Origin of the sequence: Actinomyces howellii (genome assembly GCF_900637165.1) — a bacterium.
GTDB lineage: Bacteria > Actinomycetota > Actinomycetes > Actinomycetales > Actinomycetaceae > Actinomyces > Actinomyces howellii.
Genome location: NZ_LR134350.1, coordinates 282,610 through 309,401, shown reverse-complemented (window position 1 = coordinate 309,401; position 26,792 = coordinate 282,610). Strand labels below are relative to the sequence as shown.

Genomic DNA, 26,792 nt, shown 5'->3' with positions numbered 1-26,792 from the left:
GCGACGGTCAGTCGTCCTGGTCGAGCGCCGCGGCGACCTCGGCGGAGACCTCGACGGAGGTGTAGACGTTCTGGACGTCGTCGAGGTCCTCGAGGGCGTCGATGAGGCGCATGACCCGGCGGGCGCCCTCCACGTCGACCTCGACCTTGGTGGCGGCCACGAACTGGGACTCCGCGGACTCGTAGTCCATGCCCGCGTCGGTCAGCGCCGTGCGCACCGCGACGAGGTCGGTGGGCTCGCAGATGATCTCGAAGGACTCCGGTCCCTCGACGACCTCCTCGGCACCGGCGTCCAGGACCGCCAGGAGGATGGAGTCCTCGTCGACGCCGTCGGCCGCCGCGACCTCGATGACGCCCTTGCGGGAGAAGTTGTAGGCGACCGACCCCGGGTCGGCGAGCGACCCGCCGGTCCGGGTGAAGGCGACGCGCACGTCGGAGGCGGCGCGGTTGCGGTTGTCCGTGAGGCACTCCACGAGGAAGGCCACACCGGCCGGTCCGTAGCCCTCGTACATGATGGTCTGCCAGTCGGCGCCGCCGGCCTCCTCGCCGCTGCCGCGCTTGACCGCGCGCGTGATGTTGTCGGCGGGCACGGAGTTCTTCTTGGCCTTCTGGATGGCGTCATAGAGGGTCGGGTTGCCCGCCGGGTCGCCTCCCCCGGTGCGCGCGGCGACCTCGATGTTCTTGATGAGACGGGCGAAGAGCTTGCCGCGCTTGGCGTCGATAACCGCCTTCTTGTGCTTGGTGGTGGCCCACTTGGAGTGACCCGACATGTGTGCTCCTTGGGAGTCTGCGAACGGCGACGGGGCCCCGGCCTGGGCCGCGGGCTCCCGTCGGCGGCCCGCCCTGTCAGCTCGGGCGGGCCGCCATGGCGACGAAGAGGTCGTGGATCCGGTGGTCGCCGCCGACCTCCGGGTGGAAGGACGTGGCCAGGACGGATCCTTGACGAACGGCCACGATCCTACCGCGGGCACCGCGGCCCTCCTGGCCCGCCCGTCCGGCGCGCGTGGTGGCGAGGATCTCGACCCCGGGACCTGCCTGCTCGACCCACGGTGCGCGGATGAACACGGCGTGCAGGGGGTTGTCGGGGCCGGCGCCCAGGAGGGGGGCGACGATGTCCTCCTCGTAGGAGTCGACCTGACGGCCGAAGGCGTTGCGGCGCACGGTCACGTCGAGTCCCCCGACCTGCTCCTGGCCGGCGCCCGCGTTGTCGACCCGGTCGGCCAGCAGGACCATCCCGGCGCAGGATCCCAGGACCGGCAGCCCTGCGCCGACGAGCTCGCGCAGCGGGGCGAGCATGCCGAAGGAGCGCAGGAGCCTGCTCATCGTCGTCGACTCCCCGCCGGGCAGGACGAGGGCGTCCAGACCGGGGTCGGCCAGGCCGTCGCGCACGACGAGCTGGTCGGCCCGGCGCACCGCCACCGGGCGGGCTCCCGCTGCCTCCAGGGCGGCGGCGTGCTCCCGCACGTCGCCCTGGAGGGCCAGGACGCCGACGGTCGGCCGTGCGTCGGGGGCGCTGGCGCGGGGGAACAGGGCGCGGGGGCTGAGCGCGCCCGCGCCCTGGGAAGGAACCTGGGAGGCGGTCGGGGACGGGAGACGGTTCACGAACGGTCCTTCGCGGGTCGGTGCCCTCGTGCCGGTGGTCCCGGTGCGGCGGGCGGGCGCGGGGGCTGGTGGTCCACGTGGTCCAGGGGCGCCGCTCCGATCTGCGCGACCAGCTCGGCGTCCGCGGACTCGGTCAGGTCAAGACCCCGGCCGTCCCAGCCGCGGCTGAGGGTGCGCACGAGCGTCGGCATGGCGCTGGGGTAGATCTCCCGGCCCGCGTGCGCGGCGGCCTCGAGATCGGCCGAGGTCCACCAGCCGATGGTGTCGACGACGTCCCGCTCGAGGTCGGTCCAGCCCTCGTTCTCGAGCGCGACGCGCTCCTGGAGGTGGAGCAGGAAGTAGGTCTCGTCCTGGCGGCAGGCCACGGAGGCGAAGCGGAAGACGGCGTCGCGCCGGGCCACCGGCCCCTCCAGGGCACTGGGGTCGACGACGATCCCGGACTCCTCAGCGAGCTCTCGGGCGGCGGCTGTCCGGGCGTCCTCCCCCGGCTGGATGCCTCCGCCCGGGGTGAAGAGCCAGGAGTGCGAGCTGTCCGCGTGGTCGTGACCCGCGAGGAGCAGGGCCTCCGCGGCCCGGGTGATGACCAGGACACGGCCGGCCCGCCGAAAGGGCAGGCCGTCGGGTCCCAGCCTCCACTCGGCGGGGTCGACGTGCCGGGCCCAGTCGGGCGGGACGAGCGCGGGGTGGCGCCCGTCGGGGGTGAGGGCCGCCCGGGTGGGGCTGCCGGGCGGCGTCGCGGGCAGGGCGCTCACCAGCCGCGCTCGGCCAGCCGGTGGGGGGCCGGCTCGTCCTCGACGTTGATGCCCACCATCGCCTCGCCCAGGCCGCGGGAGACCTCGGCGACGACGGCCGGGTCGTCGAACTGGGCGCTGGCCCTCACGATGGCAGCGGCCCGAGCGGCCGGGTCCCCGGACTTGAAGATGCCCGAGCCGACGAACACCCCCTCGGCGCCCAGCTGCATCATCATCGCCGCGTCTGCCGGTGTGGCGATGCCGCCCGCGGTGAACAGGACCACCGGCAGGGCGCCGGTGGCGGCCACCTCGGCCACGAGGTCGTAGGGGGCGCCGATCTCCTTGGCCGCGAGGTAGAGCTCGTCAGGGGGCAGGCTGACCAGCCGGCGGATCTCGTCGCGGATCGTGCGCATGTGGGTCACGGCGTTGGACACGTCACCGGTCCCCGCCTCCCCCTTGGAGCGGATCATGGCCGCCCCCTCGGTGATGCGCCGCAGGGCCTCACCCAGGTTGGTCGCCCCGCACACGAAGGGCACGGTGAAGGCGTGCTTGTCGATGTGGTGGGAGTAGTCGGCCGGGGTGAGGACCTCGGACTCGTCGACGTAGTCGACCCCGATGCTCTGGAGCACCTGCGCCTCGACGATGTGACCGATGCGGGCCTTGGCCATGACGGGGATCGAGACGGCCTCGATGATCCCCTCGATGAGGTCGGGGTCGGACATGCGGGCCACTCCCCCCTGGGCACGGATGTCGGCAGGGACGCGCTCGAGGGCCATGACGGCCACGGCGCCCGCGTCCTCGGCGATCCTGGCCTGCTCGGGGGTGACGACGTCCATGATGACGCCGCCCTTGAGCATGTCGGCCATGCCGCGCTTGACGGTGGTCGTTCCGGTGGAGACGGTGGTGGGGTCTGCCTGGGCGCTCACTGGTGTCCTCGATCGTGCTCGGCCTGGGGTCCCGCCCGCTCGTGGGAGGAGCGACGGGTCGGCGGTGGTGCCGCGGTCATGCTACTGCGCCCCGGCGGGCGCCACCCCGGTGGGACCAGGCGCCGTCCGCGCAGCGGGCGCTGGTCACCGTGCGGTGAAGGCCTTGCGGGACTCGACCACCGTGCGCAGCAGCGCCTGCTCGTGCGTGGCGAAGTCGGCCTCGGCGTGCCCGTCGATGGCCTGCTGGCGCAGCTGGGCCAGGGCGGAGGAGGCCTTGAGGAAGTCCCTCATCGCACGCCTCGAGGGCTCACCACGGCCCTTGGCCCAGCGGCGGGCCGCAGCGCGACCCGAGCCAGTGGTGATCATCGTCACCTCAGCTGGGGCGAACCACCCGGCGCGCTGATAGTCCCCGAGCCTGGAGCGCATGGTCATCCGCTCGCTCCAGCGCAGCCACACGACCAGGCCGACCGAGGCCATGAAGAAGGGCATGGCGACGAGGAAGTACAGCGTCGGGGCCGCGGCCAGCACGCCGTTCCAGAAGGCGTGGAGGATGATGGCTCCTGCCAGGCCGATCGGGGTGACCCACACCCAGGCGAGTCGCGAGCGCATCCTCGCGCTGGAGCCGATGGCGATGCCGGTGCAGGCCGTGAAGATGACGTGGGCGAAGGGCGAGGCGATGCCGCGCATGATGAAGGTCTGGACGATGACGTCGGAGTACCGCACGAAGTACAGGATGTTCTCCGCGAAGGCGAATCCCCCGGCGATGACCGAGGCGTAGACGAGTCCGTCGACCGCTCCGTTGAAGGCACGGCGCCGCAGGAGGAAGATGATGAGCACTCCCAGGCCCTTGGTCAGCTCCTCGATGATGGGGGCCGTGACGACCGTCGAGACCATGGTGCCGCCGTCCAGGGAGCCGGTTGCCTGGGCGACGAGGACGGTGGCCGAGGTGTTGACCACGAGGGACACGACGGTTGAGACTCCGGCGCCCCAGAGGAAGGCCGCAGCCAGGGCCCCGAGCGGCTCGGGCTCCCACCTGTCGATCCACCCCGCTGCCGACAGGACGATGAGCAGGGGGACGAAGGCCAGGGCGATCGGCAGGAGCAGCCGGGAGAGCTCCTGGCCCGCGGTGGCGTAGATGACGCCCAGGACGATGAGGAAGCCGACGACGCCCAGCGCGCCCAGGACCCACAGGGCGATCGCGGAGCGGCGCAGCAGGCGGTCGGCCTGCGGGGTCCAGTCCACGGTCTGGGGGTGGGCAGGGGGCTGCGCCGGGCGGTAGGTGTGGCGCCGGTACCCGGCGCGCGGCGCCCACGTGCTGGAGCCCGGTGGGACGTGGTCGCTCATGGCTGGGCCTCCTCGTGGTCGTCGGCGGGTGGCAGGGTCTCGTCGTCGATGTCGAAGGTCTGGGGCATGGGGGCGTGGCCGGCGAGGTGGGCCAGCCGGACGGCGGTGCTCCCGCGCAGCCGCCGGGCCTCGGCGACGTGGGTGTTGTGGAAGCGTCGGGCCAGCACGAGGCGGTAGCAGCCGCGGTCGAGCCTGGCCAGCGCCTCGCGCCCGGTCGGGTCGGCCTCAAGCTCCTGCCTGACGGACCGGTCGACGGTGGTGCGGATGACCCGCGAGAGCTCGGACTCGACGAGGTCCCGGCCGGCGGGGTCCTGGGTCCCTGAGGCGCCGCGCTCGGGGTCGAGCCCGTCGAAGACCAGGGGTCCCTCGGCGTCCAGCGCCCGTCGCGCGGCGCGCAGGAGGATGAGGCAGGAGGCAGGATCCATGCCACCGGTGTGGGCCAGCTCGGCGGCGGCCTGGGCGCGGTGCACGAGCTGGGCCTCGAGCGTGGCGCGTGAGCCGAGCACCTGGCGGTGGAGCCTGTCGACCCGCAGCGCGGTGGCGTACAGCGACCAGCCCACGGCCACGAGGACGAGCAGGACGACGAGCAGGATCGACACGGGAAGCAGCCACGCCTGCGCCCCGGGAGGCGGGGCGGGTGCCTGTGTCGCGCCGGCGAGGGCCCAGAGTGTCGGCTCGATGGTCATGCTCACTCCTCCAGCGCGTCGCGCAGGCGGCCGACGATGGTGCGCGAGCCCGGGGCGATACTCACTCGGGTGTGGGCCGTTGACAGGGCCATGTCGTAGACGTCGAGCACGGCGTCGGTGACGGTTGCCCAGTCGTAGCGGCCCACGACCTCCCGGGCGGCCGCCCGCCGGGCGTCGGCGGCGGCGGTGTCGGTGAGGGTCTCGATGATGGTGCGTGCCAGGTCCTGGCTGTCCTCGTTGCGGAACAGGGCGCCGTAGCGTCCTGCGCCCAGGACGTCGGAGAAGGAGGTCAGGTCCGAGGCGATGACGGCGGTGCCGGCGGCCATGGCCTCGACGAGCACGATGCCGAAGGACTCCCCGCCGGTCTGCGGGGCGACGTAGCACGAGGCCGAGGCCAGCAGGGCCGCCTTGTCCTCGTCGGAGACCCCGCCGAGGAAGACCACCGAGTCCCCGAATCGGGACAGGTCGGTACGGTGCCCCTCGGCCTGACCGCGCCCGGCGACGAGGAACCGGGCTCCGGGAACGGCCTGGAGGACGGCGGGCACGGCGGCGGCAAGGACCTGAAGCCCCTTGCGCGGCTCGTCGAGGCGTCCCAGGAAGGCGATCGTGGGCTCCTCGGGGGTGCCCACGAAGCGGGGGTCGTCGTGGGGGGCCTGGGCGAAGGGCGCGACGTTGACCCCGTTGGGGATGACGACGGCGTCGCCGCCGTGGTACTGCACGAGGGTGCGCCGGGCCTCCTCCGAGACGGCGATCCGCGCGGTGATCCGCTCCAGGAGGGGCTCGACGGCGGGCGAGAGGATCTCGCGGGCCACGGAACGGTCCATGGCGGCGTGGAAGGTCCCCACGACCGGGCAGGTCGCCGCCTGGAGGGCGAGGATGCCGACGCTGGGGGTGATCGGCTCGTGGATGTGCAGCAGGTCGAAGTCGCCGGCCTCGAGCCACTTGCGGGCGCGGCGGGCCACGACCGCGCCGAAGTTGAGCCGGGCGACCGAGCCGTTGTAGGGGATGGCGATGGCCTCGCCCGCGCTGGTCACCCCCTCGGGGAGCCCGGCGTCCTCGGAGGCCGGGGCGAGGACCTCGACGAGGTGCCCGCGACGGCGCAGCTCGGCGGCCAGGTCCATGACGTGGACCTGGACGCCGCCGTGGGCGTCGAGGGAGTAGGGGCACACGATGCCGATCTTCATGCTGGCTCCTCACTCGTGCGGGAGGCGGTCCCGTCGGGGGGCTCGCCGTCGCCCCCCTGCTCGGCGGCGTGCCGTCGTGCCAGGCGCTCGGGGTCGAGGTCGTCCTCGAAGACCGCCTGGAGCATGTGCCAGTCCACGGCGTGCTCGGTGAGCATCGGCCCCATGGCGCCGACCCAGGCACGGGTGGCCGAGACGACCTGCTCGCGCGGGCTCCCCTCCTGCGGGGCAGGCAGGGCCCGGATCGTGACGACGACCCCCCAGGGGGACCCGGCGCGTCGACGGCGCTCGCCGGTCAGGCGCTCGTAGTGGATGACGCCGACGTACAGGGGGAGCCCGAGAGCCTGGGCCAGGGCCGCCGGTCCGGCTGCGACCCGGGCGCGGTGCCCGGCCAGCTCGACGGGGACGCCGCTGGAGGACAGGTCGCGGTCGGCCAGCAGCGGGATGAGGTAGGTGCCTCCGTCGCCGGCCGCCGCCGCGAGGGTGTCGAAGACCTTCTCGCCACGTCCCTGTCCGACGATCCGCATGCCCAGGCCCTCGCGGAAGTCGACGAACTGCTCGTAGAGGTCGGCGGGCTCGAGGCGCTCGGCGACGGTGAGGACGGTGGCCAGCTCGCGGCAGGCCCAGGCGGCAGCGAGGTCCCAGTTACCGGTGTGGGCCAGGGCCACGACCACCGGGCCCCGACGCAGGTCCTCGTGGACCGCCGGGTCGACGTCGCCGCGCACGCGGGCGAGGATCTGCTCCTCGCTCATGCCCGGCAGGGCGAAGGCCTCGTAGAAGTAGCGCAGGTAGGAGCGCATGCCCAGCCTGCTCGTGCGACGCAGCCGGGCCCGGGTGGTTCCCGGTGGCAGGACCCGGGCGAGGTTGCGCTCGAGCTGTCCGACGCCGTCGCGCCCGCCGCGCAGGCGGTGGACGGCCCAGACCGTGTCCGCTGCCAGGGCAGACAGGGCGTAGCCCGCTCGTGCGGGCAGCCGGTGGGCGTGCCGCCAGGCCAGGCGGTAGGCGTCCTGGACCCCCGGGCGCCTCATGCCTGCTCTCCGGGCTGTGCGGCGGGCAGGGTCTGGCGGCGCACCGCCAGGACCCGTTGGACGACGGTGGCCAGGGAGCCCAGTGCGACGAGGGCCAGGGCCACGGTGAGGACCCACTGGGGAGCGCCCAGGCCCACGGCGAGGACGCCGACGGCGGTCAGGACGATCCTGTCGGTGCGCTCAAGCAGGCCCGCCGAGGCGTCGGCTCCGATCGCCTCGGCCCGGGCCCGGGCGTAGGGGACGGCGGCCGCCAGGACGACAGCCGTCACGGCGACGCTCACCGTGGTCGTGCGCAGCGCCCCGGCCTCCATGTGCAGGGCCGCCCACACCGCCAGGGAGCCCAGCAGGGCGCCGTCGCCCAGACGGTCCATGGTCGAGTCCAGGAACGCGCCGAAGGCCGAGCCGGTGCCCGTGGCCCGGGCGAGGATCCCGTCGAAGGAGTCAGCCACGACCACGAGGGCCAGCAGGACGGGACCCAGGACGAAGCGCCCCTGGGCCAGGGTGAGGGCGCTGATGACGACGGTGAGCACGGTTCCGGTCACCGTGATCATGTTGGCGCTCACCCCTGCCCTGGCCAGAGCCAGGGCCGGGCGGGTGAACAGGGACGTGGTCAGGCCGCGGCCGTGCTGTCCGAGCATGGTGTCCTTCGAGTCGGGTGTCGTCGAGTGTGTGTGCCCGTGGCGGGCGGGACGGTCAGTCGCCGGTCGACACGGGGGATGCAGGCGTGGCAGGAGTCGCAGGAGTCGCAGCCGGAGGGGTCCAGGCGGCGGCGAGCATGTCGCGCTGGTCCCCCAGCAGCTGGGGCACGGGCTTGGTCCTGCCGATGATCGGCATGAAGTTGGAGTCGCCGGTCCAGCGCGGCACGATGTGCTGGTGCAGGTGGGCCGCGATACCGGCTCCCCCCACCTCACCCTGGTTGATCCCGAGGTTGAAGCCGTGGGGGTGGGCGACCTGCCGCACGACCTCCATCGCCTGGGCGGTCAGCTCGGCGATCTCGGCGCGCTCGTGCGCATCGGCCTCGGTCCAGTCCGAGACGTGACGGTAGGGGCACACGAGCAGGTGCCCGGTGTTGTAGGGGAAGAGGTTCATGAGGACGTAGGCGGTCGTGCCCCGGTGGACGATGAGGGAGTCCCGGTCGTCCTGTGCGGGCGCGCGGCAGAACGGGCACTGGGAGGCCGAGGCGTCGGAGGGCTTGCCCTGGCCCCTGACGTAGACCAGCCGGTGCGGTGTCCACAGGCGACCGAAGGGGTCGGGGACGTCGGGGTGCTGGAAGGGGGCCTCGATACGCACGCCGTCGACGACGCAGCCCTCCAGGGCGTCCCGGACCTCACCGCCCTCACCGCCCTCACTGCCCTCACGGTCAGTCACGGGGCAGCTTCTCCCCTGCCGGGTCGTTGACCCGCTCCTCGATGACCCGCACGATGTGCTCGACGGCGCGGGCGACCGGGACCCCGTTGGACTGCTCGCCGTCGCGGAAGCGGAAGGACACCGCGCCGGCCTCGGCGTCCTCCCCCCCGGCGATGAGGGTGAAGGGGATCTTGTCCTTCGAGGCGTTGCGGATCTTCTTGCCGAAGCGGTCGTCGGACAGGTCGGTCTCGACCCGCACGCCGCGCTCACGCAGGGCCTGGGCCACCTCGCTGACGTAGTCGTCGAAGGCGTCCGCCACCGGCACCAGTCGCACCTGGACCGGAGCGAGCCAGGCGGGGAAGGCTCCGGCGTAGTGCTCGGTGAGCACGCCGATGAAACGTTCGATGGCGCCGAACTTCGCCGAGTGGATCATGACGGGCTCGCGGTGGGTGCCGTCGGGCGCGGTGTAGGCCAGGCCGAAGCGGTGCGGCTGGTTGAAGTCGTACTGGATGGTCGACATCTGCCAGGTCCGCCCGATGGCGTCCTTGGCCTGCACGGAGATCTTCGGGCCGTAGAAGGCCGCGCCCCCGGGGTCGTCGACCACGCGCAGGCCGTGCTCCTGGGCGCACTCCTGGGCGATGCGGCTCAGGATCTCGCTGGCCTGCGCCCACTGCTCGTCGGTGCCGATGAACTTGTCCTTCTTCGTGCCGTCCTCGTCGCGGGTGGAGACCTCGAGGTAGAAGTCGTCGAGGCCGAAGTCCTTGAGCACGGTGAGCACGAAGGTGAGCAGGTGGCGTACCTCGTCGGGCGCCTGCTCGGGCATGCAGTAGGAGTGGGAGTCGTCCTGGGTGATCGAGCGCACCCTGGTCAGGCCCTGCAGGACGCCGGACTTCTCGTTGCGGTAGACGGTCCCGAACTCGAACAGCCGCAGCGGCAGCTCACGGTAGGACCGCCCCCGGGAGCGGAAGATGAGGTTGTGCATGGGGCAGTTCATGGCCTTGAGGTAGTAGGCCTGACCGTCGTCGTCCATCGGGGGGAACATGCCGTCGGCGTAGTAGGGCAGGTGGCCCGAGGTGTGGAAGAGCTCCTCGCGGGAGATGTGGGGGGTGCCCACGTACTGGAAGCCGTTGCTGATGTGGGCCTGACGGACGTAGTCCTCCATGACCCGCTTGAGCACGCCTCCCTTGGGGTGGAACAGGGGCAGTCCCGCGCCGAGCTCCTCGGGGAAGGAGAACAGGTCGAGCTCGGCGCCCAGGCGGCGGTGGTCGCGACGCTCGGCCTCCTTGAGGCGCTCCTGGTAGGCGCGCAGCTCGTCCTTGGTGGGCCAGGCGGTGCCGTAGACGCGCTGGAGGGAGTCGCCCGACTGGTCGCCGCGCCAGTAGGCCGAGGAGGACTTGGTCAGGGCGAAACCGGTCCCGATGTGCCGGGTCGAGGGCAGGTGGGGGCCACGGCACAGGTCGGTCCAGGCAACGGTCCCGTCGCGGCGCACGTTGTCGTACATGGTCAGCCCCCCGGCACCGACCTCGACGGAGGCGGCCTCAGCGCCCTTGCCCTTGGTGGTGATGAGCTCGAGCTTGTACGGCTGGTCCGCCAGCTCGGCGCGGCCCTCGTCCTCGCTGATCTCCCGGCGCCGGAAGGTCTGCCCCTCCTTGACGATCCGCTTCATCCGCTTCTCGACCTCCTTGAGGAGCTCGGGGGTGACGGCCTCGATGTTGCCGAAGTCGTAGTAGAAGCCGTCGGTGATGAACGGGCCGATCCCGAGGTTGACGTCGGGGAAGATCTCCTGGACGGCCTGGGCCATGACGTGGGTCGTCGAGTGGCGCAGGATGTCGAGGCCCACGGGGCTGTCGAGGGTGATGGGCGACACGTCGGCGCCTGCCGGCAGCTCGCGGTCGAGGTCCCAGGGCTGCCCGTACACGCTCATGGCCACGACGCCCGCCTCGGAGGAGAACAGGGCGGTGCCCGTCGTGCCCGCCTCGATGCTGCGCGCTGCGCCGTCGACGACGATCTCGATGGTGGGCTGGGATGGCATGAGTCTTCTCCTGATGTCTCGTAACGCGGGGGCTGTACGGGTGCGCCCGCCTGCCCCAGGAGTCTACCCACAGGGCACGCCCGCCCCGTGGCCGGTGGGCGAGGGCCGGGGCACACCTCACTCTTCCGGACCCTCCCAGACCCTCCCGGACCCTGCCGGCGGCTCGTTAGACGCCCAAGCGCCTGCGCAGGGCCCAGCGCGCCCGGCGGGCGCGCACCATGGCGCTGTAGAGCAGCCGGTGGACCGGCACGTCCCAGGCGCCGTCGACCTCCGTGGCGTGCCGGGCGTACCGCTTCTTGTACTGGCCCACGCTGTAGAGCTCGGGCACCCTGGCGGAGTCGGCGCCCATGAGGTCCAGGCCCTCGCATCCCTCGGCGGCCAGGGTCCTGGCGACGAACCAGTCGAGGGCCTCGGCGCCGCGGAAGGTCCGCGACTCGTCGGAGGAGGCACCGTAGTAGGCCACGGCGTGACGCCCCACGACCGTGACGAGGTCCCAGGCGTGGGGCACGCCGTCGCGCCGCAGGACGAACAGGCGCGCGTGGGACGGGCCCAGGGACTGGAGCATGTCCCAGTAGACCTGGCAGGGGTGAGGCCTGAAGCCGTCGCGCACGGCGGTGGCCACCATGACCTCGTAGACCTCCTCGAAGGCCTGACGGTCCAGTCCGGTCTCCTCGGCGATGACGCAGCCGGCGCCCTCGGCCACCCTCTGCGCCCGCCTCACCGCGCGCCTGCCGTCCTTGGGCATGATCTCGGCGATCCGGTCGGGGTCCCGGGGGCGCAGGTCGATGACGTAGGTGCGGTCGTAGGCGATCGTCGAGAGAAGCTCGCGGGTGTCGCGGGCGCGGTAACGGGCGTGCATGCGGATGAACACGACCCTCGGCTCGCGGCTGCGCACCTCCTGGCGCAGCAGGCTGCGCAGGTGCGCCTCACGCTCGGGGGACTGCTCCTTGAGCCACACCGGTCCGTGCTTGGCCCACACGTAGGGCTGGCCGGCGGCCTCGTAGCGGTACAGGGCGATGGCGGCCACGGGCCTGCCCTCGAGCTCGTAGACGTAGCGCCCGAACAGGGAGCGGCCCTGCGAGGCCTCGAAGGCCTGCCAGGCCTCCGTCTGCTCCACCGGCGTGGGCGTGCAGCCGATGGCGATGCGCATCTCCTTGGCGGTGGCCCTGCGCAGGACCTCGGGGCGTTCGTCGGGTCGTACCGTGGTCATCGGGTCCTCGTTCGTCGTGTCGGGCGGATCCGCCGGGGGTGGTGGCGGTGGAACTTCAGGTCGTGGTTGAGCTTCTGGGCGGTGATCACGAGACGCCGCCGCACGGAGGTCTCCACCGGGTCCAGGAGGGGGTCGACCGCCCGGAGGGCCAGGCGCGCCACCCTGCGTCTGAGGGCCGGGTCGGTCAGCTGGTGGAGGAGCAGGTGACGGGGGACGAGGCTGTAGAGGACCTCGGCTCGCGCCTCGCGGCGGGGCCCTGCGCTCCCGTCGAGAAGGTCACGGAGCATGACCTCCATGGGGTTGACCCCGGCGGCGCTCACGTAGAAGGAGTTGCGTCCGATCCTGGGGTTGACCTCGAAGAAGACCGGCTGGCCGTCACGGGGGTCGACCTTGACGTCGAGGTTGGCGAAGCCTCGGTAGCCCACCGCGGCGAGCACACGCGAGGAGGCCTCCCACAGCTCGGGCAGCGGCTCGGTGATCATCGCCACCGGGTTGCCGATCATCGTGGGGCTGTGGTCCTCGAGGAGGACCCGCGCCGAGGCCACGAGCGTGACCTCTCCCCCGCTGGACACGTAGAGGGTCACCGAGCGCATCGCGTCGTCAGGGCCGGGGATCCTCTCCTGGACCACGAAGGACGAGCGATAGCCGGCTCCGCGCAGCTGCCCCCACAGGGCGGACAGCTCGGAGGGGGTGTCGATGAGGTAGATCTTGCGCTTGCCCGGGAAGCTCACCGCGTCCCAGTGGGCGCCGACGGCGGGCTTGGCCACGAGGGGGAAGGGCAGGTCGATGCGGGGGTCCTCGGCCTCGAGCCGGGAGCAGTCGACGACGACCTGCCCGGGGGTGCGCACCCCCTGGGTCCGACAGACCTCGGCGAAGACCGCCTTGTCACACAGGTCGTCGATGACCTCCGGCGACGGGAAGGGAACGGCGTAGACAGGCTCGAGCTCGCCACGGTGGCGTGCCAGGACGGAGGCCAGCGCGTCGGTGTTGGCCAGCACGACGGCGCTGCGCGCGGGCCTGCCCTCCCCCAGGCGGCGCAGCGCGTCCACGACGGCCCGCTCATCGGCCCCGACCCGCTCGACGTCGATGTAGACGCTGCGCGTGATGGCCTCGATCGGTGCGGGTGCCAGCAGCCGGACGCGCTGTCCGGTGGCGTCGTGCAGCTGGCGCGCCAGGGCGTAGGCGCCGATGTCGCCGCCGATGACGACCGGCAGGAGCCCTGGGCGACGGCCCCGGGGGGAGGACGACCTCATGCGTAGGAACTCCTGTTTTCTCATGTGCTCGACCAAGGATGACGACGAAGGCGGGCTCGTCGGAGGCTGCGAAGCGTGCGGACTGTGCGGACTCTTCAGCATGACGCATCGAGCCCAGAGCCAAACCTAACCGCTTGCTAGTGCTCACAGTTCATCCTCAGGAATGAACTTCACCGCACGGGGCTCGCCCCGCAGGCCGACCCGCCGCGGCCTCGCGTCGGCGCACGCGCCAGGGGCCGGCAACCGTGTACGGCTGTCGGCCCCTTGACCGTGGATCTGACCGTGGATCGCCTGATCCTGCGGTGGGCGATACTGGGATCGAACCAGTGACCTCTTCCGTGTCAGGGAAGCGCGCTACCGCTGCGCCAATCGCCCGAGCGGATGACGGGACTCGAACCCGCGACCCTCACCTTGGCAAGGTGATGCTCTACCAACTGAGCCACATCCGCGTCGCGCCCGTGCGGGCGCGGGAAAAACCTAGCAGAGGCCCCAGGGGGCGGCCAAATCCGCAGCCGACGCGGGACGATGACCTCGCTCACGGGCGGCTCGGCCGTGGCAGAGTGTTCCTATGCAGACCTCGTCATCCTCGTCGACCGACCCCGACGTCCTGCCCTGCGGTCCACGCACCGGCACCGACCCCCAGGGCGGGTCCTCGGGCGGCCCGCAGGCCTCGGACGGGACGGAGGACCCCGCCTGGCCCACGCCGCGGACCACCTCCTCGCACAGGGTCTGGCCGGGACGGCCCTACCCCCTGGGCGCGACCTATGACGGGTCGGGCACCAACTTCGCCATCTTCTCCTCGGTGGCCGACGCGGTCGAGCTGTGCCTGTTCGACGAGGACGGCCGCGAGGAGACCGTCCTGCTCACCGAGGTCGACGCCGACGTGTGGCACGGCTACCTGCCGATGGTGCGCCCCGGCCAGCAGTACGGCTACCGCGTCCACGGCCCCTACGACCCTGCCTCGGGACACCGCTGCGACCCGTCCAAGCTCCTGCTCGACCCCTACGCCAAGGCGATCACCGGCCAGGTCAGCTCCTCCCAGGCGCTGTACTCCTACGACTTCACCGCCCCCGAGCGCCGTAACCAGGAGGACTCCGCGCCCTACGCGATGCGCTCGGTGGTCATCTCCCCCTTCTTCGACTGGGGCTATGACAGGCCGCCCAAGCACGACTACCACAACACGATCATCTACGAGGCGCACGTCAAGGGCATGACCCGCCTCCACCCACTGATCCCCGAGCAGCTGCGGGGCACCTACGCCGGCCTGGCCCAGCCCGCGGTCATCGACCACCTCACGCGCCTGGGCGTGACCACCATCGAGCTCATGCCCGTCCACCAGTTCGTCAACGACACCCACCTGCAGGACCGGGGGCTGTCGAACTACTGGGGATACAACACGATCGGCTTCTTCGCCCCGCACAACGCCTACGCCGCCCACGGGACCCACGGCCAGCAGGTCGAGGAGTTCAAGACGATGGTCAAGGCCTTCCACGAGGCCGACATCGAGGTCGTTCTCGACGTCGTGTACAACCACACCGCCGAGGGCAACCACATGGGACCGACCCTGTCCTTCCGAGGCATCGACAACGCCGCCTACTACCGGCTGGTCGACGACGACGAGGCCTACTACTTCGACACGACCGGCACGGGCAACTCCTTGCTCATGCGCTCCCCCGCCGTGCTCCAGCTCATCATGGACTCCCTGCGCTACTGGGTGACCGAGATGCACGTCGACGGCTTCCGCTTCGACCTGGCCTCCACGCTGGCCAGGCAGTTCCACGAGGTCGACAAGCTGAGCGCCTTCTTCGACATCATCCACCAGGACCCGATCCTGTCCCAGGTCAAGCTCATCGCCGAGCCCTGGGACGTGGGCGAGGGCGGCTACAACGTCGGCGGGTTCCCGCCGCTGTGGAGCGAGTGGAACGGCAAGTACCGCGACACCGTGCGCGACTTCTGGCGAGGAGAGCCCTCGACGCTGGGCGAGTTCGCCTCGCGGATCACCGGCTCGTCCGACCTCTACCAGCACTCGGGGCGCACCCCGGTGGCCAGCATCAACTTCGTCACCGCCCACGACGGCTTCACCCTGGCGGACCTCGTGTCCTACAACGACAAGCACAACGAGGCCAACGGCGAGGGCAACGCGGACGGCGACTCCAACAACCGCTCGTGGAACTGCGGCGTCGAGGGACCCACCGACGACCCGGACGTCCGGGACCTGCGGCACCGCCAGGTGCGCAACTTCCTGGCCACGATCCTGTTCAGCCAGGGCGTGCCGATGATCAGCCACGGGGACGAGATGGGCCGCACCCAGGGCGGGAACAACAACGTCTACTGTCAGGACAACGAGATCTCCTGGGTCAGCTGGGACCTGAGCAGCGAGCAGGAGGACCTGCTCGACTTCACCTCGCGCCTCATCGCCCTGCGCCGCGACCACCCGGTCCTGCGCCGCCGTCGCTTCTTCTCCGGCGAGGCGGGGCACGGCGGGGAGTCCGACCTCGACGAGATCGAGTGGCTCGGGCCCTCGGGCGTGCGGATGACCGACGAGGACTGGGGGACCTGGTACGCCCGCGCGATGGCGGTCTTCCTCAACGGCGACGCGATCGCCGAGCCCGACGAGCGCGGGGAGCGCGTCACCGACGACTCCGTGCTCGTCCTCATCAACGCCAGCGACGACGACCTCGTCTTCACCCTGCCCGGCGCCGACTACTCCCCCGCCTGGTCGCCCGCCCTCGACACCGCCCCGGCCGGCCCCGCCGCCCGGGAGGTCATCGAGGCGGGCGCCGCGACGACCGTCGAGGCCCACTCGATGGTCTTCCTCCTGTCGGTGGACACCGCGTCCGAGCCCGTCCCCGGGGACGTGCCCCAGGAGGGCCAGGACACCGACCCCTCCCCGGCCCCCGTCCCGCTACCCTCCGAGCAGCCCGCCGAGCCGCCCTTAGAGGTGCCCTCGCCCGTCGAGGCTCCCGAGCCCGCGGCCACCGTGTCCAGCGAGCCCGCACCCGTCGAGCGACCTGTGAGACCGACCAGTTCCTGACCGCACCTCGGTGCCGCGCTCACCCCTGACGCCTCCGGCACCGGACAAGCCCACGACGAGAGCAGAGCAGTGCCCCGTTCCTCCAGCGCACCGAGCCCGAACCCTGACGAGACCACCTACGCCCCGTGGACCAGGCACGTGCCGGCACCCGGCCGCCGCACCCCGGTGACCACCTACCGCCTGCAGATGGGCCGGTCCATGACCTTCGACGACGCCCGGGCGCTCCTGCCCTACCTCACCGAGCTGGGGGTCACCGACCTCTACCTGTCCCCCGTGCTGGCCGCCGCACCGGGCTCGACCCACGGATACGACGTCGTCGACCACACGACCGTCTCCCAGGTCATGGGAGGACGCCCGGGTCTGGAGGCCCTGGCCGCCGCCGCGCACGAGGCGGGGATGGGCGTCGTCGTCGACATCGTGCCCAACCACATGGCCGTGCCCACTCCCGGGTGGCACAACCTCCAGCTGTGGTCGGTCCTGCGCGACGGCCCCCGCTCGCCCTACGCCGACTGGTTCGACGTCGCCCTGGACGAGCCGATCCTCATGCCCGTGCTCGGCCGACGCATCGGGAAGGTCCTGGCCGACGAGGAGCTCGTCCTGGACCGGATGGTCGTGCCCACCGAGCCCGAGCGGGGCGAGCAGTGGGTGCTGCGCTACTTCGACCACGTCTTCCCCGTGGCCGAGGGGACCGAGTCGCTGCCCATGCACGTGCTCGTCGAGCGCCAGCACTACCGCCTGGCCTACTGGAAGGTCGGCGACGAGGAGATCAACTACCGTCGCTTCTTCGACGTCGGCACCCTGGCGGCGATCCGGGTCGAGGACCCCGAGGTGTTCCAGGGCTCCCACGGCCTCGTCCTCGACCTGCTGGGAGCCGGGGTGGTCGACGCGCTGCGGGTGGACCACCCCGACGGACTGGCCGACCCCGGTGGCTACCTCAACCGGCTCGCGCAGGCCTCCGGCGGCGCGTGGATCGCCGCCGAGAAGATCCTCGCCCCCGACGAGCCGCTCCCGGTCAGCTGGCACGTGGCGGGCACGACCGGCTACGACGCCACCTGGCGCATCGACCAGCTCCAGGTCGACCCGGCCGGGGCGGCGCCGCTGGGCTCCCTCATGCACGAGCTGACCGGCGAGGGACCGGTGGAGTACGAGCGCGTCGTCGAGAGCGCCAAGAGGGAGGTCATCGCAGGCTCCCTGGCGGCGGAGGTCGACCGCCTGGCACGCCTGGTCGAGGCGCTCATCTCCAGGGACGTGCGCCTGCGCGACCACACCTTCCGGGACCTGCGGGCCTGTCTCGTCGAGCTCCTCGTGGCGGCCGAGCGCTACCGCGCCTACGTCGTGCCCGGTCACGCCCCGGACCCCGAGCAGGAGGCGGTCCTGCGCGCCGACGCCGAACGGGCGCGCCTGCGCCTGGAGGACGACCAGCACGAGACGCTCGACCTCGTCGTGGCGATCCTCCTGGGAGAGCCGGTGGGCTCCGAGGGCCTGGCCGACTCGACCGAGCGCACCGAGGCCGTCATCCGCTTCCAGCAGGTCTGCGGGGCGGTGACGGCCAAGGGTGTGGAGGACACCGCCTTCTACCGGTGGACGCACCTGACGAGCCTGACCGAGGTCGGCGGCAACCCCGCAGGATTCGCCCTGAGCGCCGACGAGGCCCACGCCTGGGCCGACAGGGTCCAGGACGCCTGGCCCACGACGATGGTCACGACGACCACCCACGACACCAAGCGCGGTGAGGACGTGCGCGCCCGCCTCAACGTCCTGTCGGCCTACGCCCAGGAGTGGGTCGACCTCGTCCACCGTCTGCGGGCGGCGACCGCGGCCGCCCGCCCCGTCGACCTCGACGGGCGCACCGAGAACCTGCTGTGGCAGACCCTGTGGGGCACGTGGGCGCCGGACTCAGCCGACCCCATGACCGCCGAGCGCCTGGGCGCCTACCTCGTCAAGGCGTCGAGGGAGCAGAAGACCTGGACGACCTGGACAGAGCCGGACACCGCACGGGAGCAGGCCCTCAAGGACTACGCCGCGCTCCTGCTGACCGACCCGCAGGTCGCCTCCCACATCGAGGCATTCAGCGCGCTGACGGCCCGGGCGGCGCGCACGACGGTGCTCGTGAGCAAGGCGCTGGCCATGACCTGGCTCGGTGTGGCGGACGTCTACCAGGGCACCGAGACCACCCGCACGTCCCTGGTCGACCCTGACAACCGCCGACCGGTCGACTACAGCGGCCCGGACGGGCTGAGCAGCCGCCTGGCTGAGCTGAGCGCCGGGCGGGTCCCGGCCGACCTCGACGAGGACAAGCTCGTGCTGACCTCCCGGCTGGCTCACCTGCGCGCCCGCCTCCCCGAGGTCTTCGTCGGACCGCGCTCGGGCTACCGGGCCGTGCCGGTGACCACCTCCTTCGCCTTCGCCTTCGCCCGCCTGCTCGACGAGCAGCCCAAGGTGGTCGTCATCGCCCGCAGGCTGGCGCGGCGCCTCGAGCAGCTGGGCGGCTGGCGCGAGGAGACCGTCGTGCTGCCCGAGGGCAGCTGGGTCGACGTCCTGTCCAGCCGCCACCTCGAGGGCGGCGCCCGGCCCCTGTCCGAGGTCGTCGGCGACGCACCCGTCGTCGTCCTGGCCCGTCCTGAGGACGCCTCGTCCTGCCCCACCACCGCCAAGGAGGGCCGATGAGCCCCGCCCCCGGCCCCACCACCTGGCGCTCCCCCGCCCTGCCCCTGGGCCCGCAGGTCCCCGTGTGGGCTCCCCGGGCACGACGCCTCACCCTCCACCTGCCCGGCCGCGGTGAGCTCATCGACATGGAGCCCCGGCCCGGAGGCTGGTGGGTCAGCCCACGGCCCCTGGAACCAGGGACCGACTACGCCCTGCGTCTCGACGAGGACCCGGCTGACCGCCCCGACCCGCGCAGCCCGTGGCAGCCCTACGGGGTGCACGGCGCCTCACGGACGGTCGACACCTCCTCGTGGGACGAGGACCTGTGGACCGACTCCCACTGGCAGGGCATGGACCTGCTCGGCTCGGTCGTCTACGAGCTGCACGTGGGCACCTTCACCCCGGCCGGGACCCTGGAGGCGGCCGCCGAGCGCCTCGGGTACCTGGCACAGCTGGGGGTCGACGTCGTCGAGCTCATGCCGCTGGCCCCGGTGCCGGGCCACGCTGGCTGGGGCTACGACGGCGTGAGCCTGTGGGCGGTCCACGAGCCCTACGGGGGTCCCGAGGCGCTGGCCCGCTTCGTCGACGTCGCCCACCGTCACGGCATCGGGGTGTGCCTCGACGTCGTCTACAACCACCTGGGGCCGTCGGGCAACTACCTGGGGCTCTTCGGCCCGTACTTCACCGCCGCCCACACGACGCCGTGGGGTGAGGCGGTCAACTACGACCAGGAGGGCTCGACCCAGGTGCGCGCCTGGGTCATCGACGCCGCGCTGCGCTGGCTGCGCGACTTCCACGTCGACGCCCTGCGCCTGGACGCCATCCACGAGATCGCCGACGACTCCCCTCGCCATGTCCTGGCCGAGCTCGCCGACGCGGTGGCCGGGCTCTCCGCCGAGCTGGGCCGTCCCCTGTCCCTCGTGGCGGAGTCCGACCTCAACGACGTCGGGGTCATCACCGCCACCGACCAGGCCCCGCCGGCCGCCGTGGCCAGCCTGGGCATGACCGCGCAGTGGGCCGACGACGTCCACCACGCCCTGCACTCCCGCCTGACCGGCGAGTCCCAGGGCTACTACGGGGACTTCGCGCAGGAGGGGGCGTGGGCCACGACGACCCAGGGCGCCTTCCTCCACGCCGGCACGTGGTCCACCTTCCGCGGGCGCGCGTGGGGCGCGCCGGTTCCCGAGGGCACCGACCCGCGGCGCTTCGTCGTCTTCGGCTCCAACCACGACCAGGTCGGTAACCGGGCCCTGGGCGACCGGCCTTCCTCGACGCTCGACGACGACGCCCTCGCCGCCCAGGCCGCCCTCGTGCTCCTGAGCCCCTACACCCCCATGCTGTTCATGGGCGAGGAGTGGGGCACCCGACGCCCCTTCCGATTCTTCACCGACCACCCCGAGGAGGACCTGGCGGCGACGGTCCGGGACGGGCGCCGCCGGGAGTTCGCCGACTTCGGCTGGCAGGCCGAGCAGATCCCCGACCCCCAGGACCCGGCGACCCGCACGGTCAGCGTCCTGGACTGGTCCGAGCAGGACCAGCCCGGGCACAGCCGGATGCTCGCCTGGTACAGGCAGATGACCGCCCTGCGCCGCCGCCTGTCGCTGGGAGGCCCGGGAGTGTCGTGGCCACGCGCCCAGGACACCGGGGACGCCCTCGTCCTCGAGGTCGACCTGCCCGACCAGGACGACCGCCTCGTGGTCGTGGTCAACCTGGGACACGATGACCTCGAGCTGTCCACCGTGCTACCCGACGCCCAGGAGCCTGAGCTGCTGGCGGCCTGGCGGCCCGGCCCCGCCGAGCTCCTGCCCCCGGGGCAGACGCTCGCGCTGCGAGTGGGCAGCTGACGGTCCCGTGACGGTCCCGGCCCCGGGCACGCAGGAGGCGCGCGGGCCGAGCCGTCAGGACCGCCCGGACCCGGCCTCCTCCTCGCCCCCGGTCCCGGCCGGGGCCTGGGGGTCCTGGGGGCGCAGCGCCCCGGCCGCCCGTCCGAGGCCCTGGCGCACGGTGCCCACACCCGCCTGGACCTGGCGCTTGGCGTCCAGGGCCGCGACCATCGCCGCGTACAGGCGCGGGCGCACGGGCACGTCCCAGGCCCCGGGGACGTCGACCGGTCCGTCGGTGACGAACTTGTTCTTGAACTCCCGCACTCCGGCGAGCTCAGGGACCCGCTCGGAGTCGACCCCCATGAGGTCGTAGCGGCGCACCCCCTCGGCGCGCAGCCAGCACGCCTCCTTGTAGACCAGCGCGTCCGCGGCACGCATCCTGCGCCCCTCGGCCGAGGACCCCGCGTAGTAGCGCAGCGCCTGGTCGCCCCAGACCGTGACGAGGGACCACACGAGCGCCTCCCCGCCCTTGCGGCGAGCGACGTAGAGGCGGGCGTGGCGCGGCCCCAAGGAGCGCAGCATCGTCAGGTAGGTCTCCTTCGAGGCGGCGCGGAAGCCGTCTCGCTCACCGGTCTCGGTGAGGATGTCGTAGAACTCGTCGAAGACCTCCTCGGCGCGCTCGGTCTCATCGTGGTACGTGAGCTCCTCGTTGCGCAGCGCCTTGCGCACGTCGCGACGGCCCCGGGACTTGAAGGAGGCGAGCACGGCCTCGTCGTCGGAGCGGTCGAGGTCGATGACCACCGTCCGGTCGTAGGTCATGGTCTGAAGGAGCTCGTGGAGTCCCTCGGCCCGGTGGGCCGCGTGCAGGCGCACGAACACGATACTGCGGTCGTGGTGGCGCACCCCGGCCACGAGCAGCTCGCGCAGCTCGGCCTCCTCGACGGCGTCGGGTGCCGGTCCCAGCCACACCGGGGCGTGGCGGGCCCACAGGTAGCGCAGGCCCCGGACCTCCATGCGGCTGAGCGCGACCAGGGCCCGCGGCGTGGAGTCGGCTCCGTAGTAGACCACCCTGCCCCAGGGCTCCCGAGCCTCCATCGCGGCGTCGAAGGCGTCCCAGGCGCTCGTCTGCTCGATCGGCAGGGTCACCCCGGCCCGGGCGGCGATCTGCCGGAAGGTCTCCCAGTCGACCCGGCGCATCGTTCCCGCCGGCCTCGCAGCCTGCGCGGCGTCGGCGGTGCTCTCAGGGGTGCTCTCCGCGGTCCTCTCAGCGTTCTCGGTGCTCATGGTCCCTCCCGGGGCGTCGTGTCGTGGGGGTCGGGGCGGTGGGGCCTGCGACGGGTCAGAAGGAGGAGTCGGTCGGCTCCGGGTAGTAACGGGCGAACTTGCGGTACTGGTTGAGCTCCTGCGCGGTGACGACCAGCTGTCGTGCCAGGGTCCTGTCGGCCCGGTAGCGCAGCGGGTTGGCGGTGGCGCCCGCGCGCACGAGCCCGCGCACCCGGGCCACGAGCGCCTCGTCACGGAGGTAGCGCAGCAGAAGGCGGTGAGGCAGGAGGGAGTAGAGGACCTCGTCCTCCAAGCGGGCCGGGGCCTCGGGCCGCCCCAGGACGAGGTCGCGCACGGCCGTGCGCGCGGGGTTGAGCCCCGCGGCGGCCATGTAGTAGCAGTTGCGCCCGATGCGCGGGTTGACCTCGAGGAACAGCGCCCGGCCGTCGCGGGGGTCGACCTTGATGTCGAAGTTGGCGAAACCTCGGTATCCCACGTGCTCAAGCAGTCTCGTGGCCTGCGAGACGAGCTCGTCGAAGGGCTCGGTGATCATCGAGACAGGGTTGCCCAGCATCGTGGGCGCGTGGTCCTCGAGCAGGACCCGTGCCGACCCGGTCAGGCTCACCCGACCGGTGGAGTCGACGTAGGCGGTCAGGGAGCGCATGGCGGTGTCGTCACCGGGGATGAGCTCCTGGGCGAGGAAGGCGCCGCGGAAGCCGGCCGAGCGCAGCCTGGCCCACAGCCTGTCGGCCTCGCCGGCGTCGGCCAGGATGAAGACCTTCCTCTTGTCCTCCATGACGAGGTCGTTGTACTCGCTCGACACGGCGGGCTTGGCGACGAGGGGGAACCCGAGGCCCGTGACCTGAGCGGGACGCCAGCCCGGCTCGTCGGCACCGGAGAAGTCCTGGACGACGGTCCGCGGCGTGTCCACCCCGAGCTCAGCGCAGATCCTGGCGAACTCGACCTTGTCGCTCACGCGGGCGGCCACCGCGGCGTCGACCACCGGCAGGGCGTAGTGCTCGACGAGCTCCTCGCGGTGGTCGTTGATGACCTTGATGTGCCAGTCGGTGTTGGCCAGGAGGATGCGCTTGGCACCGGGGTCGCGGCGCGCCACCGACAGGGCCGCGTCGACGTAGTCCCGGGGGCTGGAGGCCGCACCGAGCTCGACGGCGTCGACGATGCGCGACCTCGTGATGACCTGGGTGGGGGCGGGGGCGATGACGGTGGAACGCACCGCGTACGCCTCGTGGAAGCAACGGGCCAGCGCGTACACGCCGATGTCGCCTCCCAGCAGGACAGGGGTCAGGTCCGGCGCGGGTGCCGGGTCCGGCGCGGTGGTCATGCGGGAGTCGCTCCTTCTTGCCTCGTCCCAGCGGTCGGCTCACCCTAACCCAGACCGCTGTGGCCTTCCTGTGGAGCCGTCGTGTCCCGGGTCACCAGGACCTGCCCCGGCCCGGGCGGCCCGCCCGGGCCGCCCGGGGACCGAGGTGGTGCAACGAATACAACACGACGTCACGGGGCTCGGCGTGCCTGCGCTCGTGGCGGGCGAGGGCGCCGGTAGCCTGATCCGGTGACGTTCATCTCCACCACGGGCGCATCGCAGGACGCGACGCCCGGTCTCCCCCCACGGTTCGAGGAGGCGCTGCTGTCCCTGAGGGACGCGCCCAGGCCGCGCCGCCTCATCCTCGACGAGGTTCCCGCCCCCAAGCGCCTGGCGCCCTACGCGGCCGCCCTGACGGCGGAGACCACTGACAACGAGGCCGGCACGCCCATCGCCTCGGGTCGCCTCGTCGTCCTCCACGACCCTGACGGGCAGGACGCCTGGGACGGCGACTTCAGGATCGTCGTCATGGCCCGCGCCCGTCTCGACCAGGAGATCGGGGCCGACCCCCTGCTGGGGACCGCGGCCTGGTCCTGGCTGACCGAGGCGCTCGACGAGGCCGGCGCCGGCTACCACGCCCTCGTGGGCACGGTGACCTCAGTCATGTCCGAGACCTTCGGAGGCCTGGAGCTGACGGACTCCTGCACCCACGCCGAGATACGGGCCTCCTGGACCCCCACGACCCCCGACCTCGGGCCCCACCTGGCAGCCTGGTACGCCCTCATCCACGTCGCCGCGGGTCACGAGCCCCTGAGCGCCACGCCGTTGAGCCTGGCGACGAACCAGTGAGGACCGGGTGATGCCCACCACCCCGGGTCCCGGCAGGGTCCCGGGCACGACAGACCACCCCGTCCCCGCCGAGATGGTCCGTGACTACCGCCGTCCCGCTGACGGGCTGCCCCCCGTCACCGACTCCCCCGACGGCGTGCGCGGGGTCGTCGCCTCCCTGCAGGCCGGCAGCGGGCCCGTGGCCGTTGACGCCGAGCGGGCCTCCGGCTTCCGCTACGGTCAGGACGCCTACCTCATCCAGCTCCGTCGCCACGGGACCGGGACGGTGCTCATCGACCCGGTCACGGCCGGTGACCTGACGGGGCTCGCCGACGTGCTGGACGGGCCGGAGTGGGTGCTGCACGCCGCCGACCAGGACCTGCCGTGCCTGGCCGAGCTGGGCCTGCGCCCACGACTGCTGTTCGACACCGAGCTGGCGGCCCGACTCCTGGGCCGGGCACATGTCGGGCTGGGCGCCGTGGCCGAGGAGACCCTCGGGCTGCGCCTGGCCAAGGACCACGCCGCGGCGGACTGGTCGACCCGCCCCCTGCCCGAGTCCTGGCTCGTCTACGCCGCCCTCGACGTCGAGCTCCTCGTGCCCCTGCGAGAGGCGCTGGGCCATGAGCTCTCGGCCGCGGGCAAGGACGAGTGGGCCGCCCAGGAGTTCGAGTACGTGCGCACCAGGCCACCACGCCCCTCGAAGACCGATCCCTGGCGCAAGACCCCCCGGGCGGGGCACGCGGTACGCTCTCGGCGATCCCTGGCGGTGCTGCGCGAGATGTGGACCACCCGTGAGCGGCTCGCCGTCGACCTGGACCGCAGCCCGTCCAAGATCCTGCCGCACCACGCCCTCGTCGCAGCGGCGGTGGCCAGGCCGTCCTCACGGCGCAAGCTGGCCTCCCTCAAGGAGTTCTCCTCCCGGCAGGCGCGCCAGCACATGGACCTGTGGTGGGCCGCCCTCGAGCGCGCCCTGGCCCTGCCCGAGGAGGAGCTGCCCCCGCTGCACGCCCCCCTGCCCGACGGCGAGCTGCCGCGCCCCCGCTCCTGGGCGCGTCACCACGCACAGGCGGCTGCGGCCCTCGAGGTCGTCCGCCTCACGGTGCGCGAGCGCGCCGAGGCGATCCGTGTCCCTCAGGAGCTGCTCCTGGCACCCGACACCCAGCGCCACCTCGCCTGGGAGATCGGCGAGGAGCACAGCGCCCAGGGCAGTGCCGACGTCAGAACCGAAGCCGTGGCCGCCCGACTGGTCCGGCTCGAGGCCCGGCCCTGGCAGGTCGAGCAGGCGGCCCCGAGGCTCTCGGCCGCCCTCGCAGCCTTCGCCTGAGACCGACCCCGCTCAGGGCTGTTCAGCTCAGCGGCAGGTCAGTGCACCGTCATGCCGTGGGCGCGGAAGATCGCGCGCGTGTGCTCGACGAGCTCGGGCTCGGGAGGCCGGGTGTCGCGCAGCCGGTAGTCCAGCCCGAGCGCGTCCCACTTGTCCGCGCCCATCTGGTGGAAGGGAAGCACCTCGACGCGGCTGACCGCCGATGACCAGCGCTCGACGAGGCGTGCGACACGCTCGACGTTGGCCGGGTCGTCGGTCAGTCCCGGCACGAGCACGAAGCGGGCCCAGATCTCGATGCCCTTGGCCGCCAGGCGGTCTCCGAAGGCGATCGTGGGGGCGAGCTCGCGACCGGTCACCCTCGAGTAGGTCTGCTCGTCCCCGCTCTTGACGTCGAGGAGCACGAGGTCGACGTCATCGAGCATCTCCTCGCTCGCGTTGGCGCCGAGGTACCCGGAGGTGTCGAGGCAGGTGTGGATGCCCATCTCCTTGGCCCCGGACAGGAGCCGGGCCGCGAAGGCGGGCTGCATGAGCACCTCACCGCCCGACAGGGTGATGCCGCCCCGGGAGGCCCTGAAGACCCTCCTGTAGCGCCGCATCCGGCGCAGCAGCTCGTCGGACTCGACCGGCTCGCCGTCGCGCATGAGGAAGGTGTCGGGGTTGTGGCAGTACAGGCAGCGCAAGGGGCAGCCGTTGAAGAAGACCGTCATCCGTGTGCCCGGTCCGTCGACGGCGGTGACGAGCTCCCAGGAGTGGATGGACCCCAGGGTGCCCTCGCGCATCCGCCTCAGGCGCTCGGAGCGCTCGAGGTCGCTCAGCTGTTCGAGGCCTCCGATGCCGGCACCGCGCAGACGGGCGGCCGGGGCCAGGAAGTCCTGGTCCCGGCCGCCCGCGGGGACCGGGGGTGCTCCCTCAGTCATGGCAGCGACCCGCCGGGCGGGCTCAGGCCTGGGAGTGGAAGGTGCGGTTGAGCACGTCGAGCTGCTGCTCGCGGGTGAGCTTGACGAAGTTGACCGCGTAGCCCGAGACCCTCACGGTGAGGTTCGGGTAGTTCTCCGGGTTCTCCATCGCGTCCTCGAGGGTGTTGCGGTCCAGGACGTTGATGTTGGCGTGGTACAGGCCCTTGACGCCGCCGTTGTCCTGACGCTGGGCCTTCATCGAGGCGAGACGCTCTTCGTAGGTGGGCATGTCGGCCCCTTTCCTGTGTCGTTCTGGTG

Annotated in this window: 22 protein-coding genes and 2 tRNA genes; 5 read left to right on the top strand and 19 right to left on the bottom strand. The window is 72.3% G+C overall.

The window, feature by feature from the left end:
• Positions 1 to 7: 7 nt before the first annotated feature.
• The 15 genes from EL245_RS01375 to EL245_RS01305 form a co-directional block, all read right to left on the bottom strand.
• Complete coding sequence (locus EL245_RS01375) at positions 8 to 769, bottom strand: YebC/PmpR family DNA-binding transcriptional regulator (protein WP_126381384.1); 762 nt, start codon at positions 767 to 769, stop codon at positions 8 to 10.
• 76 nt (positions 770 to 845) lie between these two features.
• The gene (gene pdxT / locus EL245_RS01370; protein WP_164719478.1) at positions 846 to 1,529 is read right to left on the bottom strand and encodes a pyridoxal 5'-phosphate synthase glutaminase subunit PdxT; all 684 of its coding nucleotides are present in this window, start codon (positions 1,527 to 1,529) and stop codon (positions 846 to 848) included.
• Between the two features lie 68 nt (positions 1,530 to 1,597).
• The gene (locus tag EL245_RS01365) at positions 1,598 to 2,353 is read right to left on the bottom strand and encodes an NUDIX hydrolase (RefSeq protein ID WP_331852813.1); all 756 of its coding nucleotides are present in this window, start codon (positions 2,351 to 2,353) and stop codon (positions 1,598 to 1,600) included.
• The gene (pdxS, locus tag EL245_RS01360) at positions 2,350 to 3,198 is read right to left on the bottom strand and encodes a pyridoxal 5'-phosphate synthase lyase subunit PdxS (RefSeq protein ID WP_197719468.1); all 849 of its coding nucleotides are present in this window, start codon (positions 3,196 to 3,198) and stop codon (positions 2,350 to 2,352) included. Before pdxS ends, EL245_RS01365 begins: the two co-directional genes overlap by 4 nt.
• A gap of 204 nt (positions 3,199 to 3,402) precedes the next feature.
• Complete coding sequence (locus tag EL245_RS01355; protein ID WP_126381378.1) at positions 3,403 to 4,602, bottom strand: PrsW family intramembrane metalloprotease; 1,200 nt, start codon at positions 4,600 to 4,602, stop codon at positions 3,403 to 3,405.
• Entirely contained in the window at positions 4,599 to 5,288 is a 690-nt protein-coding gene (locus EL245_RS01350; RefSeq protein WP_232009823.1) for a hypothetical protein, read from the bottom strand. Before EL245_RS01350 ends, EL245_RS01355 begins: the two co-directional genes overlap by 4 nt.
• A 2-nt stretch (positions 5,289 to 5,290) precedes the next feature.
• Positions 5,291 to 6,472, bottom strand: a complete 1,182-nt coding sequence (locus EL245_RS01345) for a glycosyltransferase family 4 protein (RefSeq protein WP_126381377.1) — start codon at positions 6,470 to 6,472, stop codon at positions 5,291 to 5,293.
• Positions 6,469 to 7,497 carry a phosphatidylinositol mannoside acyltransferase gene (locus tag EL245_RS01340; RefSeq protein WP_126381376.1) on the bottom strand — a complete coding sequence of 343 codons (1,029 nt, stop codon included), beginning with the start codon at positions 7,495 to 7,497 and terminating at the stop codon, positions 6,469 to 6,471. Before EL245_RS01340 ends, EL245_RS01345 begins: the two co-directional genes overlap by 4 nt.
• Positions 7,494 to 8,135, bottom strand: a complete 642-nt coding sequence (locus EL245_RS01335; RefSeq protein WP_126381374.1) for a CDP-alcohol phosphatidyltransferase family protein — start codon at positions 8,133 to 8,135, stop codon at positions 7,494 to 7,496. The genes EL245_RS01340 and EL245_RS01335 overlap by 4 nt, the downstream gene beginning before the upstream one ends.
• 55 nt (positions 8,136 to 8,190) lie before the next feature.
• The gene (locus EL245_RS01330) at positions 8,191 to 8,811 is read right to left on the bottom strand and encodes an HIT family protein (RefSeq protein ID WP_232009906.1); all 621 of its coding nucleotides are present in this window, start codon (positions 8,809 to 8,811) and stop codon (positions 8,191 to 8,193) included.
• Positions 8,812 to 8,857: 46 nt separating this feature from the next.
• On the bottom strand, positions 8,858 to 10,876 hold the full coding sequence (gene thrS / locus EL245_RS01325; protein ID WP_126381371.1) for a threonine--tRNA ligase: 2,019 nt from the start codon (positions 10,874 to 10,876) through the stop codon (positions 8,858 to 8,860).
• A 166-nt stretch (positions 10,877 to 11,042) separates the two neighbouring features.
• Entirely contained in the window at positions 11,043 to 12,086 is a 1,044-nt protein-coding gene (locus tag EL245_RS01320; protein ID WP_232009822.1) for a lipid II:glycine glycyltransferase FemX, read from the bottom strand.
• The gene (locus EL245_RS01315; RefSeq protein ID WP_126381369.1) at positions 12,083 to 13,339 is read right to left on the bottom strand and encodes a carboxylate--amine ligase; all 1,257 of its coding nucleotides are present in this window, start codon (positions 13,337 to 13,339) and stop codon (positions 12,083 to 12,085) included. Before EL245_RS01315 ends, EL245_RS01320 begins: the two co-directional genes overlap by 4 nt.
• A gap of 303 nt (positions 13,340 to 13,642) precedes the next feature.
• Positions 13,643 to 13,714, bottom strand: a tRNA-Val gene (locus EL245_RS01310).
• Position 13,715: 1 nt separating this feature from the next.
• A tRNA-Gly gene (locus EL245_RS01305) sits at positions 13,716 to 13,788 on the bottom strand.
• Positions 13,789 to 13,907: 119 nt separating this feature from the next.
• Between EL245_RS01305 and glgX the strand changes: the two genes are divergently transcribed.
• From glgX to treZ, 3 genes are all read left to right on the top strand, one after another.
• Positions 13,908 to 16,373 carry a glycogen debranching protein GlgX gene (gene glgX / locus EL245_RS01300; protein ID WP_232009821.1) on the top strand — a complete coding sequence of 822 codons (2,466 nt, stop codon included), beginning with the start codon at positions 13,908 to 13,910 and terminating at the stop codon, positions 16,371 to 16,373.
• A gap of 69 nt (positions 16,374 to 16,442) precedes the next feature.
• The gene (gene treY / locus EL245_RS01295) at positions 16,443 to 19,040 is read left to right on the top strand and encodes a malto-oligosyltrehalose synthase (RefSeq protein WP_126381368.1); all 2,598 of its coding nucleotides are present in this window, start codon (positions 16,443 to 16,445) and stop codon (positions 19,038 to 19,040) included.
• Positions 19,037 to 20,863 carry a malto-oligosyltrehalose trehalohydrolase gene (treZ, locus tag EL245_RS01290; RefSeq protein ID WP_126381366.1) on the top strand — a complete coding sequence of 609 codons (1,827 nt, stop codon included), beginning with the start codon at positions 19,037 to 19,039 and terminating at the stop codon, positions 20,861 to 20,863. The genes treY and treZ overlap by 4 nt, the downstream gene beginning before the upstream one ends.
• A gap of 54 nt (positions 20,864 to 20,917) precedes the next feature.
• On the opposite strand, the gene EL245_RS01285 is transcribed toward treZ, so the two are convergent.
• Entirely contained in the window at positions 20,918 to 22,126 is a 1,209-nt protein-coding gene (locus EL245_RS01285; RefSeq protein WP_126381364.1) for a lipid II:glycine glycyltransferase FemX, read from the bottom strand.
• A gap of 55 nt (positions 22,127 to 22,181) precedes the next feature.
• On the bottom strand, positions 22,182 to 23,447 hold the full coding sequence (locus EL245_RS01280; RefSeq protein ID WP_126381362.1) for a carboxylate--amine ligase: 1,266 nt from the start codon (positions 23,445 to 23,447) through the stop codon (positions 22,182 to 22,184).
• A 228-nt stretch (positions 23,448 to 23,675) separates the two neighbouring features.
• Between EL245_RS01280 and EL245_RS01275 the strand changes: the two genes are divergently transcribed.
• Together EL245_RS01275 and EL245_RS01270 are read left to right on the top strand one after the other, a co-directional pair.
• Positions 23,676 to 24,275 carry a DUF3000 domain-containing protein gene (locus EL245_RS01275; protein WP_126381360.1) on the top strand — a complete coding sequence of 200 codons (600 nt, stop codon included), beginning with the start codon at positions 23,676 to 23,678 and terminating at the stop codon, positions 24,273 to 24,275.
• A 10-nt stretch (positions 24,276 to 24,285) separates the two neighbouring features.
• On the top strand, positions 24,286 to 25,578 hold the full coding sequence (locus tag EL245_RS01270; protein ID WP_197719429.1) for an HRDC domain-containing protein: 1,293 nt from the start codon (positions 24,286 to 24,288) through the stop codon (positions 25,576 to 25,578).
• Between the two features lie 38 nt (positions 25,579 to 25,616).
• Here EL245_RS01270 and pflA read toward each other — a convergent pair whose 3' ends face one another.
• Entirely contained in the window at positions 25,617 to 26,495 is an 879-nt protein-coding gene (gene pflA / locus EL245_RS01265; RefSeq protein ID WP_126381358.1) for a pyruvate formate-lyase-activating protein, read from the bottom strand.
• A gap of 22 nt (positions 26,496 to 26,517) precedes the next feature.
• On the bottom strand, positions 26,518 to 26,763 hold the full coding sequence (gene grcA2 / locus EL245_RS01260; RefSeq protein WP_126381356.1) for an autonomous glycyl radical cofactor GrcA2: 246 nt from the start codon (positions 26,761 to 26,763) through the stop codon (positions 26,518 to 26,520).
• Positions 26,764 to 26,792: the final 29 nt, after the last annotated feature.

What these genes read in the sequence shown, in the direction of transcription:
- EL245_RS01350 (WP_232009823.1), bottom strand. Translation starts at nt 5,288, where the DNA reads ATGACCATCGAGCCGACACTCTGGGCCCTCGCCGGCGCGACACAGGCA.
- EL245_RS01320 (WP_232009822.1), bottom strand. Translation starts at nt 12,086, where the DNA reads ATGACCACGGTACGACCCGACGAACGCCCCGAGGTCCTGCGCAGGGCC.
- EL245_RS01315 (WP_126381369.1), bottom strand. Translation starts at nt 13,339, where the DNA reads ATGAGGTCGTCCTCCCCCCGGGGCCGTCGCCCAGGGCTCCTGCCGGTC.
- EL245_RS01270 (WP_197719429.1), top strand. Translation starts at nt 24,286, where the DNA reads ATGCCCACCACCCCGGGTCCCGGCAGGGTCCCGGGCACGACAGACCAC.
- EL245_RS01375 (WP_126381384.1), bottom strand. Translation starts at nt 769, where the DNA reads ATGTCGGGTCACTCCAAGTGGGCCACCACCAAGCACAAGAAGGCGGTT.
- pflA (WP_126381358.1), bottom strand. Translation starts at nt 26,495, where the DNA reads ATGACTGAGGGAGCACCCCCGGTCCCCGCGGGCGGCCGGGACCAGGAC.
- EL245_RS01340 (WP_126381376.1), bottom strand. Translation starts at nt 7,497, where the DNA reads ATGAGGCGCCCGGGGGTCCAGGACGCCTACCGCCTGGCCTGGCGGCAC.
- treZ (WP_126381366.1), top strand. Translation starts at nt 19,037, where the DNA reads ATGAGCCCCGCCCCCGGCCCCACCACCTGGCGCTCCCCCGCCCTGCCC.
- grcA2 (WP_126381356.1), bottom strand. Translation starts at nt 26,763, where the DNA reads ATGCCCACCTACGAAGAGCGTCTCGCCTCGATGAAGGCCCAGCGTCAG.
- EL245_RS01345 (WP_126381377.1), bottom strand. Translation starts at nt 6,472, where the DNA reads ATGAAGATCGGCATCGTGTGCCCCTACTCCCTCGACGCCCACGGCGGC.
- EL245_RS01355 (WP_126381378.1), bottom strand. Translation starts at nt 4,602, where the DNA reads ATGAGCGACCACGTCCCACCGGGCTCCAGCACGTGGGCGCCGCGCGCC.
- EL245_RS01335 (WP_126381374.1), bottom strand. Translation starts at nt 8,135, where the DNA reads ATGCTCGGACAGCACGGCCGCGGCCTGACCACGTCCCTGTTCACCCGC.
- EL245_RS01280 (WP_126381362.1), bottom strand. Translation starts at nt 23,447, where the DNA reads ATGACCACCGCGCCGGACCCGGCACCCGCGCCGGACCTGACCCCTGTC.
- glgX (WP_232009821.1), top strand. Translation starts at nt 13,908, where the DNA reads ATGCAGACCTCGTCATCCTCGTCGACCGACCCCGACGTCCTGCCCTGC.
- EL245_RS01285 (WP_126381364.1), bottom strand. Translation starts at nt 22,126, where the DNA reads ATGAGCACCGAGAACGCTGAGAGGACCGCGGAGAGCACCCCTGAGAGC.
- pdxS (WP_197719468.1), bottom strand. Translation starts at nt 3,198, where the DNA reads ATGGCCGACATGCTCAAGGGCGGCGTCATCATGGACGTCGTCACCCCC.
- thrS (WP_126381371.1), bottom strand. Translation starts at nt 10,876, where the DNA reads ATGCCATCCCAGCCCACCATCGAGATCGTCGTCGACGGCGCAGCGCGC.